16 protein-coding genes are annotated in these 13,828 nt (G+C 62.6%); 1 reads left to right on the forward strand and 15 read right to left on the reverse strand.

Features of this window, described 5'->3' with window-relative positions:
• Positions 1 to 114: 114 nt before the first annotated feature.
• The 5 genes from NKJ77_RS10170 to NKJ77_RS10190 form a co-directional block, all read right to left on the reverse strand.
• On the reverse strand, positions 115 to 906 hold the full coding sequence (locus NKJ77_RS10170; protein ID WP_352535090.1) for an anti-sigma factor family protein: 792 nt from the start codon (positions 904 to 906) through the stop codon (positions 115 to 117).
• Positions 903 to 1,421 (reverse strand): RNA polymerase sigma factor, encoded by a 519-nt coding sequence (locus NKJ77_RS10175; protein WP_023670250.1) that lies wholly within the window; start codon positions 1,419 to 1,421, stop codon positions 903 to 905. Before NKJ77_RS10175 ends, NKJ77_RS10170 begins: the two co-directional genes overlap by 4 nt.
• A 162-nt stretch (positions 1,422 to 1,583) precedes the next feature.
• A complete protein-coding gene (locus NKJ77_RS10180) occupies positions 1,584 to 2,000 on the reverse strand; it encodes a type II toxin-antitoxin system VapC family toxin (RefSeq protein WP_352535092.1) in 417 nt (138 codons plus the stop codon).
• Positions 2,000 to 2,242, reverse strand: a complete 243-nt coding sequence (locus NKJ77_RS10185) for a type II toxin-antitoxin system VapB family antitoxin (RefSeq protein ID WP_352535094.1) — start codon at positions 2,240 to 2,242, stop codon at positions 2,000 to 2,002. The genes NKJ77_RS10180 and NKJ77_RS10185 overlap by 1 nt, the downstream gene beginning before the upstream one ends.
• Positions 2,243 to 2,289: 47 nt before the next feature.
• Positions 2,290 to 5,088 carry a DUF2339 domain-containing protein gene (locus NKJ77_RS10190; protein WP_352535096.1) on the reverse strand — a complete coding sequence of 933 codons (2,799 nt, stop codon included), beginning with the start codon at positions 5,086 to 5,088 and terminating at the stop codon, positions 2,290 to 2,292.
• Positions 5,089 to 5,335: 247 nt separating this feature from the next.
• Here NKJ77_RS10190 and NKJ77_RS10195 point away from each other — a divergent pair, with 247 nt between their 5' ends.
• Positions 5,336 to 5,818 carry an NUDIX hydrolase gene (locus tag NKJ77_RS10195; protein ID WP_023827500.1) on the forward strand — a complete coding sequence of 161 codons (483 nt, stop codon included), beginning with the start codon at positions 5,336 to 5,338 and terminating at the stop codon, positions 5,816 to 5,818.
• On the opposite strand, the gene NKJ77_RS10200 is transcribed toward NKJ77_RS10195, so the two are convergent.
• The 10 genes from NKJ77_RS10200 to pyrE form a co-directional block, all read right to left on the reverse strand.
• A complete protein-coding gene (locus NKJ77_RS10200; RefSeq protein WP_081731663.1) occupies positions 5,789 to 6,745 on the reverse strand; it encodes a TIR domain-containing protein in 957 nt (318 codons plus the stop codon). The genes NKJ77_RS10195 and NKJ77_RS10200 overlap by 30 nt on opposite strands.
• A 524-nt stretch (positions 6,746 to 7,269) precedes the next feature.
• Positions 7,270 to 8,046: a DNA repair protein RecO gene (recO, locus tag NKJ77_RS10205; RefSeq protein ID WP_352535099.1), complete on the reverse strand. Its 777-nt coding sequence runs from the start codon at positions 8,044 to 8,046 to the stop codon at positions 7,270 to 7,272.
• Between the two features lie 102 nt (positions 8,047 to 8,148).
• Positions 8,149 to 9,042, reverse strand: coding sequence for an aminoglycoside phosphotransferase family protein (locus NKJ77_RS10210; RefSeq protein WP_023735514.1), 894 nt, complete (start codon positions 9,040 to 9,042; stop codon positions 8,149 to 8,151).
• Positions 9,043 to 9,086: 44 nt separating this feature from the next.
• Positions 9,087 to 10,013 carry a GTPase Era gene (gene era, locus NKJ77_RS10215; protein ID WP_023747463.1) on the reverse strand — a complete coding sequence of 309 codons (927 nt, stop codon included), beginning with the start codon at positions 10,011 to 10,013 and terminating at the stop codon, positions 9,087 to 9,089.
• Positions 10,010 to 10,726: a ribonuclease III gene (rnc, locus tag NKJ77_RS10220; protein ID WP_023670242.1), complete on the reverse strand. Its 717-nt coding sequence runs from the start codon at positions 10,724 to 10,726 to the stop codon at positions 10,010 to 10,012. The genes era and rnc overlap by 4 nt, the downstream gene beginning before the upstream one ends.
• Positions 10,726 to 11,475 (reverse strand): signal peptidase I, encoded by a 750-nt coding sequence (lepB, locus tag NKJ77_RS10225; protein ID WP_023670241.1) that lies wholly within the window; start codon positions 11,473 to 11,475, stop codon positions 10,726 to 10,728. The genes rnc and lepB overlap by 1 nt, the downstream gene beginning before the upstream one ends.
• Positions 11,476 to 11,565: 90 nt before the next feature.
• Complete coding sequence (gene acpS, locus NKJ77_RS10230) at positions 11,566 to 11,979, reverse strand: holo-ACP synthase (RefSeq protein ID WP_023670240.1); 414 nt, start codon at positions 11,977 to 11,979, stop codon at positions 11,566 to 11,568.
• Positions 11,976 to 12,560 (reverse strand): DUF2062 domain-containing protein, encoded by a 585-nt coding sequence (locus NKJ77_RS10235; RefSeq protein WP_023670239.1) that lies wholly within the window; start codon positions 12,558 to 12,560, stop codon positions 11,976 to 11,978. Before NKJ77_RS10235 ends, acpS begins: the two co-directional genes overlap by 4 nt.
• A gap of 289 nt (positions 12,561 to 12,849) precedes the next feature.
• Positions 12,850 to 13,230, reverse strand: a complete 381-nt coding sequence (locus NKJ77_RS10240; protein ID WP_023670238.1) for a VOC family protein — start codon at positions 13,228 to 13,230, stop codon at positions 12,850 to 12,852.
• An 11-nt stretch (positions 13,231 to 13,241) separates the two neighbouring features.
• A complete protein-coding gene (gene pyrE, locus NKJ77_RS10245; protein WP_023670237.1) occupies positions 13,242 to 13,820 on the reverse strand; it encodes an orotate phosphoribosyltransferase in 579 nt (192 codons plus the stop codon).
• Positions 13,821 to 13,828: the final 8 nt, after the last annotated feature.

Below are 13,828 nucleotides of genomic sequence, written 5' to 3' on the forward strand. Positions count from 1 at the left end.
AAAAACGTCGCAAACATCAGCCGAAACGCCGATATCCATCAAGCGCTATCGCACTTCGAATAGGGCCGAATTGTGACACTTTCTACCCCGGCGCATTCCCGAAACGGAATGCGCTTAACTGGCGATACCAGCCAGAAGCTGACCGTAGGCCCGCTTGGCGACCGCAGCCAGTTGCTCGCGCGGCAGCGAGCCGACGACGGCGCAGGCATAGCCCTTGTCCAGCCAGTAGACCGCCTCGGGGCCGTCGGCCTCGGCCATGTAGGTGCCCTTGGACTTGGCTGAGGAATCAGCGGTAACGAACAAGGAGATGCGCTGACCCTTGGCGTCCTCGTAAAGCAGCATCGCTGCCTTGCCCTGGCCGGCGGGCAGCAGCCGGCCGCCAACCAGCTGGAAGCCTTCCGCGACCAGATCGGGCGCCACCAGCTTCAGGCCGACGCGGTTGGACAGCCAGGTCTGCAGATGATCCTTGTCGCTGGCCGGCACTTCCACCGCATGGCGCTGTTCGGCGGCATAGATGACATGGGCGGCGATCGCCTCTTCGGCCAGTTGGTCATCGGCGCCATCTTCCCTGCCGATGCCGTCGATGCCGGCAAAATAGCCGCCAAGACCGCCGATGACGAGCACTGCGGCCGCCGCGGCCGCAAGCCACCAGCGCGACTGCCGCGCCGCCGCTTTGGTCGCGCCTTCACCGCTAACGATCTGCTTGAACAGCACCGGCACGGGCTCGTCGAGCACACCGGCAAAGGCGGCGCGCAACGCGGCGCGGTCGGCGGTGTAGCGGGTGCTTTTCGCCTTCATTTCGGGATTGGCGTCGATCCAGGCGTCGTAGGCGGCGCGCTCGTCGCCCGGCAGCTCGCCGTCGAGAGCCATGTGGATATCGCGTTCGGAAAAATCGCGGCGGGTCATTTCTCGACGATCCTTATCGAGCGGCGGCGCGCCGTGTCATCGAGCAGGCTGCGCAGCTCCTCGCGTCCGCGCGCTATGCGCGACATCAGCGTGCCGGCGGGCACGCCGAGAATGTTGGCGGCTTCGGCATAGGAGAATCCTTCGATGGCGACCATGACGAGAGCGGCGCGGCGGTCGGGGCTGATCGCCTGCAATGCGTCGATGATCTCGCGCGAGGCGGCGTTCTCGGCCTGCTCGGCGGGGACTGCCTGCGCCTCGTTTGCGTCAAGCGGCAGGATCGCCGCCTCACCGCGCCGGTTCACCTTGCGCATCTGATCGATGAACAAATGATGCATGATCGTAAACAGCCACCTCCGGGGGCTTTCTCCTGTCTGCCAGCTTTCAAGCCGCAAGAGCGCTCGTTCGAGGCAATCCTGGACGAGATCGTCAGCGGATTCGCGGTCGCGCAGAAGCGAGCGTGCGTAGCGGCGCAGGCGCGGTATTTCGCCAAGGATTGCTGCCTTCTTTTCGTCCATGACCGCTGGTTCTGAGGTCGCCCTTGTTTAACCCGATTGAACGCGCCTTCCCGGCGCGGCGCAAGCGGCCAGCGCGAAGCGGTCTGCCGCCCCGGTCACCCAAGCAGTGAGACAACGAGTTGATCGGCTAAATTATTCCCCGCAATCAACAAACGGGCCGAATTATCCTAAATCGGTCAGTGCGAAATCATGGCCTTTGTACAGCAGTGGAAGATCGCGGCTTTTCGCGCAGGCGTAAGCAAAACAGTCCCCGAGATTCAGATCCGCCTTGTGGCCAACGGCTTTGCCGTAACGGGCGCTCGCGTCAATGGCCCGAGAGCCGATGTTGTCGTCAATGGCCAGACTCTCTCCCATGATCTCCACAATGAACTCATCGATCAGATCGCGGGCATGGAGAAGGGCTTCAGCGCTGGGTCTGCGCGGGCCGGCGCCGGCCCTTACCAATGCCTGTGTTGCTTCGAAGTGAACCAACGGAGAAACCCAGACCTGCCCGGAAAAACCGGATAGCTGCTTCAGCAATTCCTCCCACCCAGGTTCCTGGTTGAGAATGGCGACGATCACCGACGCGTCGACAAACATCAGTCTTCCCACATCTCGTCGGTGAACTTCTTCATATCGAAATCGGGATTGGGCAGGCCAAGCTTCCTGGCCCTGTCCTGAAGACTGGCGATCCGATCGCGCAGCGGCACCTTCGCCCGATTGCGCTCAAGTTCGTGCACGAGCGCGACCCGCACCGCCTCCGTTTTGCTCGGAGCGTTCGTCTCGCTTTGCAATCTGCTGGCCAGCGCATCCACTTCGTCGTCGCGGATATAGAGCGGCATCGAATATCCTCCGTTGGATATTCATATATTCCATCTCGTATATCACTTCAAGTTGCAGCGTTGGCCTCCCTCGCCGCCCGCGTCAGCAGCCGCTGGTAGAACAGGCCGATGCCGATCAGCACGGCGCCAAGACCGATGAAGGACAGCGCCCTGAGCACGCCTTCCAGTTCCGACATGTCGAACAGGAAGACTTTTACCACGGCAATCGCGATCAGCGCCGCCGAGGCAATGCGCAGCACCTGCGACTTCAGCCAGACGCCGGCGGTCAGCAGCACGACGCCGATGATCAGCCAGAGCGCCGAATAGGTGTAGGTCTCAAGCTGCCCGAGGCCGCTCCACAGGCCGATGAACTCGCCCTTGAACACGCGCCTGACCGACAGTGTGGCGTAGGCGAAGACAAGCAATGCCGCTACTACCGCCAGCATCTGCGCATACCATGGCGGCCGCTTGTCCCTGGCATAGAGCGCCAGCCCGCCGGCGGCTATGGCCGGCAACAGGTAAGCCAGGAACAAGAGGTTGAACACCGGGATCTGGCCGGTCGATTCGTCGGTGAACAGCGGATTGAGCACCAGGAAATGCTGGAGGACGATGAAGGCGACCGAGAGCACGCCGGCGGCCATCGAGCCGTAGCGCAGCACAGAGCTTGGCGAGCGCATGTCGATGGCCACCAGTATCGCGCCGGCACCGATGGCGATCAGCGTATAGATCGCCTGTTCGGCGAGCGTCACCGGGCCGGTGTCGATGACGCCGCCATGCATGGCGTGGCGCACCAGCATGGCGACGGTGAGCAGCGCAAACAGGGCTGCACCCGCCTCCATCGCTAGGCGCGGCCGGCCATTGCCAGTTGTTGGTAGTGCGGGGGTGGTACGCGCGAGTTGCCAGGCGGCAAAGCCGAAGGCCAGCGCCGGCACGCCGTATCCCGGCAGCAGCCAGTTGAACACCGGCGTCGTCGTCAGGAACTCGGCGCCGACGATGGTCGGATCGAAGGCGACGCGGCCGAGCACGGCGACGACCGCGCCGACCGAAATCCAGCCCAGCACGGGATAAGAACGCCAACGCGTCGCCAGCGCCGGCACGATGGCGGCAACGCCGGCAAGAATGGTCGTCCAGCCGGATCCGAAGGCCATGTGCAGCATCAGCAGGCCGGCCAGAGCCGAGCCGCAAAGCGCGAAGGAGACGGCAATGTCGCCCTTGAGCGGCGGCTGTTCGGCGCGCGCGATCCATTCGCCACCGGCAGCGAAGACAACAACCAGAAGGGCAGCTATCGCTGCGTAGACAAGGTCGCGGTCGAGATTGCCGTAGGCAAGCCACAGCGTCAGCAGAATAAGCAGCGGCGCAGCGACGCCCCATGCCGCCCAGCATGCCGCGCGGACCCGTGCTGAGGCGGCGAAGCGGCGTGCGGCCCAGAAGCCGGCGCCGATGAAGACCAGGCCGAGGCCAATGCCGATGCGCAGTGTCAACGGATTTCCGGCCGCCACCGGCATGCCGTCAAAGCCGATATTCCCCTGGGTTATGTCGGAGCCGATGGTGGTGGGCGGAATGATGCCGAGATGGATCATCACGCTCACCACGCCGGCGGCATGCAGCAGCGGCAGCGCGCGCGGCCGGTAGAGTGCGGTGGCGACAAGGGCGACGAGGACGAAGGCGCCCGGCAAGGCGCCACCGGCGGCGACCAGCGTCGTGTCGACGGACAGGCCTAGCGCTGAAAACGCAACGAAAACGCCAGGCACGATCGAGGGCCAGTCGAAGCCCGCCTTTGCAGGTTCCGCTTCGCCGCCACGACTGCCCAGCCAAACAAAGGCAAGCACCGCCAGCGTCACCGCGTCGATGAACAGGACGACGGCAAGGTCGGCGAACCGGATGACGGCAAGGTCGGCGACGAGCGTACTCATCATGTAGGCGATGGTCCAGGCGCCGGTGCCCAAGAAGGCGGCCGCAATCAGGAATTTCCAGTCGCGAATGCGGGCGATCACGGCTGTGGCGGCAAGCACGATCGCCAGGTAGACGAACAGCGCCCATGGGTTGGGCGCCTGCGAGGACACAAGCGCCGGCGTCGCCATCGAGCCGACAAGGCCGATGCCGGCCAGGGCCTGACCGTGGACGAGAGCGGCGACAATGGTCGCTACGCCGATGGCGCCGAGCACGGCGAAAGCGAAGGCCGGGCCGACGAAACCGTAAATGGCGTGCGCGGCATAGACCGTACCGAACAGAATGAAGGCGCCGGCAGCCGTCAGGATCGCCGGAATATAGGCGCCTGCAGCCCCTTGCACCGGCACCTTGAAGCCGGTGCGGCGGATGAACTCGCCGCCGCCGATCAGCACCAGGCCGAGCAGCGCCGCCAGGGACAGCCGCACTTCAGGGCCGAAAATGCCGGCCTCGATGGTGTAGCGGATCAGGAACAGGCCGCCCAGGGCCAGCGCGACGCCGCCGACCCAGACCGCCCATCGTGTGCCGAGCGCGGTTTCGACCTCGGACTGGCGGGCTGCCTTCGCCGTGGCGGCAGGCGCGGATCCGGTGAATGCCGCCTTGGCCGCGGCTGACAGTTCTGGCACGGCCTCGCTGGTGGCCGCATCGGCTTCGGCGGCCGGTGCCTGGGCATGTGCCGCGTCGGCTGTTGTTGGCGAAGCTATGTCGGCAACTGGTGCGGTGGCCTGAGCGGCATCCGCCGGTGCGCTTGCAACCTGCTCGACCGGTTTGACAACGGGCGGTGTCGCATGCACGCCGGACAGAACCAGGCTGCGCAGCGCTCCGAGCTCGCGCTCGATCAGACTGACGCGGCCCTGCTGGCGCAAGACGAGGACAAAAAGCACGATAACGACGACGGCGCCAATCAGGCTTTCAAACATGGCGGTTCCCCCAAACCAGGCCAGTTTTCACTGACAATTGCGGCGGCCACACGGCCACCCCAGACGGCTATTCAAGTCACGCCACCGCAATGGTGGCCGAAAAGAAGTTATCGAGCATGTTTCGTCGGCAAATTCCAGCGGCCTACGGTCTTTATCCTCACCCATCATCTGAGATAGCCAGGAATGGCATGCCGCCGCCACTTGCCCAGGAGCCATGCTATCCTCGGATGAACTGTGGGGAAATCGAATGCCGAAACGAAGTGCAGGGCTGCTGATCCACCGGACAAGGGCCGGCATTCTCGAATTTCTGCTCGTCCATCCCGGCGGCCCATTCTGGGCAAGGAAGGATGAAGGCGCTTGGTCGATCCCCAAGGGCCTCGTCGAGGACAATGAAGATGAGTTGGCCGCCGCCCGGCGCGAGGCTGGGGAAGAACTCGGAGTCAGCATCGATGGCGATTTCGAACCTGTCGGCAGCTATCGGCAAGCCGGCGGCAAGATCGTCATCGCCTGGAGTGTCGAAGCCGATTTCGATCCCGATGCCGTTAAAAGCAACATGTTCACGATGGAATGGCCGCCCAGGTCAGGCGTGACGAGGGAATTTCCCGAAATCGACAGGGCCGGCTGGTTTTCCTTCGCCGAGGCAAGCCTCAAAATACTGAAAGGCCAGCGCGTCATTCTCGACGATTTCGTGCAGAGGCGGCTACAGGCGTCCTGCCAACTTGGCCGCTAGATCAGCCCACTCGCCCAAGTTCTTCCAACCATTTTGTTGCTGGAAGTCGTAGGTCATTGCACCTCTGTTGAGCGGAGAAAGATGTCCGGGTGATGGTGTGGCAAGATACTTCGGCAAAGATACAGGCAAGTGGTAATCGCGATAGCGACGCCAACGACCATCATCCCCTACTTCGAAAAGGCGATCTGTCCCGTCTTCAATCTTTCCGACCCCCATGTATTCCAACGGGTTTGGACCTGTGGTGTGGGAGACCCCGTCCTGAATGTGGGGCAAACTATTGATGCTTGCAGCCATCAGGCCCTTCTTCTCAATGACGCTCCGTGCGATCTCATAGCGAACCCAGCGTCGAGCCCATGTTTCAGAACCAAATAGAACGCAGACCACTGAACTGAATTGCATTTCTCGCTGGATCATGCCCTTCAGAGATTCTGGGGCAGTAAGTTTCGCCTTTTCCCAAACGCTCTTGTCGATAAAGCAACTGGCGTCTTTAACATCCTTCTGGAATTGCATCGCATTGCGTACGTTGTTCACTCGATGAATGTCTGCGTAATGGAAAGAAAAGAAAATCCCACGCTTCTTCGGTTCGACGTGTAGAGGAGGTCTCGGAATCGTCGGCGCCCCCAATCCCTTAAAGCCAAGACTCAGCAGGCCCATCAGATTTTCTGGAGGCTGCGGAGCCAGCGAACCGAGCAAGCTATTGAACGGATTTTCGCGACGAGGTGCCAAACCTCTAAGTAATTCGCCAAGCGAGCTCTCAAGCGAATTAGGTGCCGGCGCCGGAGATATCGAACCCAACAAGCTATTGGATGGGTTATCACGCCGAGGAGTCGAACCTGCAACAAGCCCCCTAACCGAGTTAGGTGGCGGGTCGCTCCTTGTAAGAGCGTTGACAATAGCCTTGAGCAAGTCACCGGTTTCGTCGGTCATGGATGACCTCCGTAGCGCCAAACAGCCACTAAGATAATTACGACCCCTATGTAGGGCAACGCGACAGTCCAAGAAAACGCCAGTCTGAAAGGGCTTGCAACCTGATGTCGGAACTCTCGCCAGTTCATGGAAAATGGAGAGATTTCCTCATCTAGTCGAACTGCATCGTATAGGCGCCTGTAAGCCCGCTCCACGTGCAGCTGTTTGGCTGTCAGTCCCCAGAAGATTAGAATCGGAAAAATCGCGATCAGTGGAAGGTAAGATGGCGTCGAGCCGGGCGGCGTTCCGACCTGGGTCTGGCCAAGTGCTATGATTGCGGCAGCGACCGTTATGGCTAGGGTCTTCAAGGTCTGGCTGTCAGATGCCATCCGGCCAATGATACCTTGGATCATTCCAAGATGAGCTATTTTTTGTTCCAAGGTTCGAATCCCCATTTGCCAATGCTTAACATATTTCGGGATTCGAACATATAGGGAACAATACGGACCGAACGATGAGAGCCCGAGTAGGAGTTTCCGCTTCGCTTATCTGACAATGCCTCTGGCGGAGGCTTTGGCGCCGATCGCCTTACCTGGCGCATGATGTTTGCGCAAGGCGGCGAGAAAGCCGGCGCGGGCGTCTGGCTGTTCGATGCCGCGCGGCTCGTAGACATGGCGGGTGAAAAAGAAACCGGTCAGATGGAAGGCGTCCTCGAGTGCCGCGTGGTCCGCCCGCAAGCCGGAGCCGCGCTGCAGGAAGGCCGGCAGCGCCAGCATCTTGTCGCGCCACGGCGCACCGGCGGCTCGCGACACCGCACGGCCGGATTTCGGCGAGACGTAGGCCAGATCCTGCCTGGCGCCGGTCGCCGCGCACTGGCTGAGATCGAGGCCGAAGCCGAGTTCGTCGAGGATGAGCAGTTCGAAGCGCGCCACCAGTTCGCCGGCGGCATCCGAATCGTCCAGATGGGCGATCATCACGGCAAGCGTCTCATACAGGCCGCCATGGGCGTCGCGCTCGGGCAGGAGTCTGAGATGCGCGGCCATGGTCTGCAGGCCGTAGACGGCGACTGCGCTGTCCATCAACCGGGCGGCATTCATCTCGATCGCCTCGGCCTGGAAGGTGCCGAGATGCTCGTCGAGGCGTGCCCGCCACAAAAGGTCGACCCGGTTGCCGGGCTGCAGCACCGGCTGCTGCTTGCGCGAGCGCCCGCCGCGCACCAGGCCGAGATGGCGGCCATGCGCACGCGTCATTACCTCGAGAATGGCGCTGGTTTCGCCATGCTTCCGGGTGCCGAGTATGATTCCCTCGTCGCGCCATTCCATGGCAGGAGCTTGTCACCGGTTGCATGGCGAAATCAAGATTTTGGCGCACCGCGTGCGATCTGTGCTGACATTGGATCTCCGCACATCGTCGAAAGGCTCCGATCACGCGAATTTCCGGTGATCGGCCAGGACGTCGTCGATGACGCGGCGCGATCGCTCGGCTTCGGCTTGGTTGGCGTCGTGTCCGGCAACGGTGATCAGCGCCTTCCACAGCGTCCAGCCGCGGCCGCGCGCCCAGGTCGCTTCATCGACGTCGATGGCGGCACGGAACGCCTCCCGGCTCTCGCCCTGGAAGAACGTCCAGGCGATCGCCAGGTCGCAAGAGGGATCGCCGATCCCGGAGGTGCCGAAGTCGATGACGGCGCTCAAACGGCCGTTTTGGACCAGAAGGTTGCCCCAAGCGACGTCTCCGTGGAACCAGACGGGCGACCCTTGCCAGGTGGCGGCAAGGGCCGCATACCAGACAGCGGTGGCCGCCTGGGTGTCGATCTGCCCCTCCAGCGCCTGGAGTGCTTCCCTTGTCTGGTTGTCATACACGCTCAGCGATCCGCCGCGGAAGAAATTGTGCTGGCCCGCGGGCGGCCCGCCCGCCGGATCGATCCGCCGGAGCGCAATGAGGAACTTGGCCAGATCGACCGCGAACTGTCGGCGATCGGCGATTTCGGCGGTCTTGGCTGTTTCGCCGTCGATCCAGCGGTAGACGGACCATTGCCAGGGGTAGTCCTCCCCAGGCTCGCCCATCGCCAGTGGAACCGGGATCGGCAGCGGCAGAAGCGGCGCCAGCCTGGGCAGCCAGCGGTGCTCTTTTTCGACCTGCAAGGCATATGGTGCGGCACTCGGCAGCCGCACAGTCATATCATTGCCGAGGTGGAAGGTTCGGTTGTCCCAGCCGCCAAACGCCACCGGCCTCACCGGCAGATGCCGCCATTGCGGAAATTGCGCGGCGATCAACCGGCGCACGAGATCGGTATGGATGGTCGGTTTTGGATCAGGCATGTCATCGTCTCAAACTGCCGGGCGGCATTTCCAGACGATGAAGCTCAATGGGGAAACTCAAGCCCCATCTCGCGGTAGCGCTCGGGGTCGTCGCCCCAGTTTTCACGCACTTTGACGAACAAGAACAGGTGCACTTTCTGCTCGAGAATGCCAGCTATTTCCATGCGCGCCGACTGGCCGATGGCACGGATGGTCTCGCCCTTGTGGCCGAGCACGATCTTCTTCTGGCTGTCGCGCTCGACATAGATGGTCTGGTCGATGCGCACCGAGCCATCCGGTTTCTCTTCCCATTTCTCGGTCTCGATATGCGAGGAATAGGGCAACTCCTGATGCAGCCGCAGATACAGCTTCTCGCGGGTGATCTCGGCGGCCAGCTGGCGCATCGGCAGGTCCGAGATCTGGTCTTCCGGATAGTACCAGGGGCCGACCGGCAGAGCTTGCGCGAGATAGTCGAGCAAATCCTTGCAGCCGGAGCCGGTCAGCGCCGAGACCATGAAGGTGCGCTTGAACGGCACCTTTTCGTTTGCTGCCGCAGCCAGGGCCAGCAGCGCCTCGTGCTTGACCCGGTCGACCTTGTTGAGGATCAGCACCATCGGCTGGCGGACGTCCTTCAGCCGCTCGAGGATGGCGTCGGCGTCACCCCTGATGCCGCGCTCGGCATCGATCAGCAGCAGCACGATATCGGCGTCCTTGGCGCCACCCCAGGCGGTGGTCACCATCGCGGTGTCGAGCCGGCGCTTCGGCTTGAAGATGCCGGGCGTATCGACAAAGACGATCTGCGCGTTGTCATGCGTGGCGATGCCGCGCACGATGGCGCGGGTGGTCTGCACCTTGTGGGTGACGATCGACACCTTGGCGCCGACCAGTTGGTTGACCAGCGTCGACTTGCCGGCATTGGGCGCCCCAATCAGGGCAACGAAGCCGGAATGCGTGGGCTCCGCTGCCGGAGGGAGATCTTCGCTGCCGGTCATGCCGCACTCCCTTGGTTGGCCCAGATGCCCTCGCGCATAAGAAACGCCGATGCCGCCGCTTCTTCGGCTGCGCGGCGAGAGCCGCCCGTGCCGCTTGCCGGCGCAAACCCGCCGACCTTCACGGACACCGTGAAAACCGGTTGATGTTCAGGTCCCTCGCGTTTCTCGATCGCGTATTCTGGCCTGACATCGCTGGTCTTGGCGAGCCATTCCTGCAGGTCGGATTTCGGATTGGGCGGCTTGGCCACCACCTTTTGCGAGCGCGGCTCCCAGTAGCGCAGGACGAATTGCCTTGCGGCATCGAGGCCGCCGTCGATATAGACCGCCGCGATCAGCGCCTCGACCGCATCCGCCAGATAGTTTCCGCCCGAGCCACGCGAGCGCGCCTTCAAGGCAGCGTCGGCCCGAACCAGATCTTCGAGCTGCATTTCAATGCCGATCTCGGAGCATGTCCGCGCATCGACCAGGGCATTGAAGCGCGGGGCGATTTCACCTTCCGGCGCTTCAGGAAACTTTTCGAAAAGCAGGTCGGCAACGATCAGGCCGAGCACGCGGTCGCCAAGGAATTCGAGGCGCTGGTTGTTGCTGCTTGCCTTGACCGCACTGGAATGGGTCAGCGCGGTCTCGAGCAAACGGACATCCCGGAAGGAATGGCCGGTTTTGGCTGTCACCAAATCGGCCAGAGTTTCACCCGTCGGGCGCTTCAAAGCCATCAATTCACGAAATGGAACAGGCGCGACAGGCGCACCAGCGACGGCCATTTCCAGATCTCGAGCGGGCTCGCCTTCCCGGCGATCGAGAAGAAGACGATGTTGGCGCGGCCGACAAGGTTCTCCGCCGGCACGTAGCCGACGCTGAGGCGGCTGTCGGAGGAGTTGTCGCGGTTGTCGCCCATCATGAAATAGTTGCCGGGGGGCACGACGAACTCGCGGGTGTTGTCGGTGATCGAATTCGGTGTCAGGTCGAGCGTGTCGTAGCTGACGCCGTTGGGCAGGGTCTCGCGATAGACGTCGACCGGCTCAGGCACTTCCGTGATATCAGGATTTTGGATCTGGCCGGTTTTCACACGAGGCACGCCCTGGCCGTTGATGAACAATTGGCCGTCCTTCATCTGGATCTTGTCGCCGGGCAGGCCGACGACGCGCTTGATGTAGTCGAGCGACGGATCCGGCGGGAACTTGAAGACCACCACGTCGCCGCGCTTCGGATCGGAACCCCAGATGCGGCCGGAAAAGATGTCGGGGCCGAATGGCAGCGAATAACGCGAGAAGCCATAGGACCATTTGGTGACGAACAGATAGTCGCCTTCGAGCAAGGTCGGCCGCATAGAGCCGGACGGGATCGAGAAGGGCTGGAACAGCAAGGTGCGGATGACCATGGCCAGCAGCAAAGCCTGGATGATGACGCTGACGATTTCGCCAAGCCCGCCGGATTTCTTCTCGGATTTTTCAGCCACGCTCATGTCGTCCTCGATTGTGCGTTGGATGGTATAGAGTCTCGGCGCGCGCTGGGCAACGTCAAGTCGGCGTTAGATAGCGGTCGTCTGATGCAATCAATGTGGCGCTTGTTCGGCGGGCAACGCCTCGATGATCACAAAGGCTTGAGCAAGCGGGAAATCATCGGTGATTGTGAGGTGGATCGCCGCTCTGTGCCCCTGTGGCAGGATTTTGGCCAGCCGTGCCGCCGCTCCCCCGGTCAGCGCCATGGTCGGCGCGCCGCTGGGCAGGTTGGCGACCCCCATGTCGCGCCAGAACACGCCCTGCGCCAGGCCGGTGCCAAGCGCCTTGGCGCAGGCCTCCTTGGCGGCGAAGCGCTTGGCATAGGAGGCGGCGCGGCCCTTGCGGCCTTCGGAGCGGACCTGTTCGACCTCGGTGTAGATGCGCTGGATGAAGCGCTGACCATGCCGTTCCAGCGACTTTTCGATGCGTCTGATGTCGATCAGGTCGCTGCCGATGCCGATGATCATTCCGCCGGAACTTCCCGTCCGCGGTGCCCGGCCTTATGCGCCCGCTCTGCCATGCGCTTCCTGCGCTGCTCGCGAAAGGCTGTCATCCCCCAGCGGGTAATGCCGTAGAAGATCAGCCCGAAGATCAGGCCGAGCGGCACAGCGCCGATCAGCATCGGCTCGAGCACCGGGTGCCACAGCTTTGCAAACGACAGCGTGTGCATCATCTCACCAAGATGCGCAGGCGGTCCGTTCTTGGGCAGGCGCTCATGCAGGATCAGCTTGCCGACTTCCCAGGACGCTCCCCACAGCAGCGGGAAAGTCAGCGGATTGCCGAAGAATACCGCGCCGAGGGCGGCGGCCACCAGATTGCCGGCGACCACCCAGCAGAGCACGGCGGCGACGGCGAAATGGAAGCCGAGCGGAAAGAAGGAGGCGAAAACGCCGGCCGCGACGCCGGCCGCGACCGCATGCGGTGTCGCCTTCAGCCGCAGGATGCGCTTGGAGAAATATTGCAACGAGCGCGAAAACGAGCGGCGCGGCCACAGATAGGTACGCACCCGCTCCAGAATGCCATCAGGCTTTCGGCGTCGAAAAAGCACTCTGTTCCAGTTCCCGGTTCATCACGCCCAAATTGCAACCATCCCTGGCCGGGCGCGGTCGCTCCATCTTGCGCTTCGAGGGCGCAGAAAGGCAACAACGACTTTGATATAGCGACTGCCTTGCGGCGGAACAATGAAACGCCGCCGCGATGGTCTGCCGCAGGCGGGTAACGATGGTCTGCCGCAGGCGGGTAACAAGAGCGCCATTGGGGCGAAACTGAGGACAATATCGATGAAAGCTCCCTGACGACGGCAATGTCCGCGCGAAGACGACGCCGAGGCGGATAGACTATTCCCGATATTCGCTGACTTCGACCAAATTGCTGTCCGGATCGCGGAAATAGACCGACATCATCTTACCGCGGGCGCCGGTGCGCTCGACCGGGCCGACTTCGATGGCAACGCCATTGGCTTCCAGACTGGCGCAAATCTCGGCAAGCGGCCTTGCGGCGATCAGGCAGAAATCGCCGGACCCAGGCATCGGCGTCTTGGCTTTCGGTTCAAAAGTGTGCGTTGCCTGATGCAGATTGATCTTCTGCGATCCGAACAGCAACGCCGTCGGCCGGTTCGGCTCGTCGAGGCGCTTGAGGCCAAGCACCCGCTGGTAGAAGGCGCAGCTGTCCTCCACCGAGCGGACCGTCAGCACGAAATGATCGATGCCGGCGATCATGGTGATGTCCCCTAAATGTTGCGGCTACCCGGCTTGATCGCCGGGATGGCGGCAAGTTCCGGCGGCAGGCGGTCGGCGGGATAGGCCGGCACCTCATATTCGGCAAGCGCGATCAGCGGCACGCCGACATTGGTCTTGCCGGCCGAGCGGTCGATGATGCAGGCCGCCGCCACGACCTCGGCGCCAATCGCGCGCAGGCAGTCGATGGTTTCGCGGATCGAAAGACCAGTGGTGACGATGTCCTCGACGATGACGACGCGCGATCCCGGCGCGATCTCAAAGCGGCGCAGCCTGAACTCGCCGCCTTCGCGCTCCACCCAGATTGCTGGCACACCGAGATGGCGCGACGTCTCATAGGCCGGGATCAGGCCGCCGATCGCCGGGCCGACGACGTAGTCGACCTTGCCCGGCACCGCCTTGCGGATCTTTTCGGCCAGCGCCTTGCAAAGCCGCTCGGTCTTGTCGGCATGCATGAAGACGCGCGCCTTCTGCAAGAAGACCGGGCTGCGCAGGCCGGACGTCAGGATGAAATGCCCCTCCAGAACAGCGCCCGCCTCGCGGAAAATGCCCAGCACCTCGTCGGTATTCATAACTCGCC

It is taken from the genome of Mesorhizobium sp. M0052, from assembly GCF_040323255.1.
Lineage (GTDB): Bacteria > Pseudomonadota > Alphaproteobacteria > Rhizobiales > Rhizobiaceae > Mesorhizobium.

Coding starts and splice junctions, on each gene's coding strand:
- era (WP_023747463.1), bottom strand. CDS start 10,013: ATGACCGGCAGCGAAGATCTCCCTCCGGCAGCGGAGCCCACGCATTCC.
- NKJ77_RS10195 (WP_023827500.1), top strand. CDS start 5,336: ATGCCGAAACGAAGTGCAGGGCTGCTGATCCACCGGACAAGGGCCGGC.
- NKJ77_RS10210 (WP_023735514.1), bottom strand. CDS start 9,042: ATGCCTGATCCAAAACCGACCATCCATACCGATCTCGTGCGCCGGTTG.
- NKJ77_RS10170 (WP_352535090.1), bottom strand. CDS start 906: ATGACCCGCCGCGATTTTTCCGAACGCGATATCCACATGGCTCTCGAC.
- recO (WP_352535099.1), bottom strand. CDS start 8,046: ATGGAATGGCGCGACGAGGGAATCATACTCGGCACCCGGAAGCATGGC.
- NKJ77_RS10185 (WP_352535094.1), bottom strand. CDS start 2,242: ATGCCGCTCTATATCCGCGACGACGAAGTGGATGCGCTGGCCAGCAGA.
- lepB (WP_023670241.1), bottom strand. CDS start 11,475: ATGAGCGTGGCTGAAAAATCCGAGAAGAAATCCGGCGGGCTTGGCGAA.
- NKJ77_RS10180 (WP_352535092.1), bottom strand. CDS start 2,000: ATGTTTGTCGACGCGTCGGTGATCGTCGCCATTCTCAACCAGGAACCT.
- acpS (WP_023670240.1), bottom strand. CDS start 11,979: ATGATCATCGGCATCGGCAGCGACCTGATCGACATCAGACGCATCGAA.
- rnc (WP_023670242.1), bottom strand. CDS start 10,726: ATGGCTTTGAAGCGCCCGACGGGTGAAACTCTGGCCGATTTGGTGACA.
- NKJ77_RS10240 (WP_023670238.1), bottom strand. CDS start 13,230: ATGATCGCCGGCATCGATCATTTCGTGCTGACGGTCCGCTCGGTGGAG.
- NKJ77_RS10200 (WP_081731663.1), bottom strand. CDS start 6,745: ATGACCGACGAAACCGGTGACTTGCTCAAGGCTATTGTCAACGCTCTT.
- NKJ77_RS10190 (WP_352535096.1), bottom strand. CDS start 5,088: ATGTTTGAAAGCCTGATTGGCGCCGTCGTCGTTATCGTGCTTTTTGTC.
- NKJ77_RS10175 (WP_023670250.1), bottom strand. CDS start 1,421: ATGGACGAAAAGAAGGCAGCAATCCTTGGCGAAATACCGCGCCTGCGC.
- pyrE (WP_023670237.1), bottom strand. CDS start 13,820: ATGAATACCGACGAGGTGCTGGGCATTTTCCGCGAGGCGGGCGCTGTT.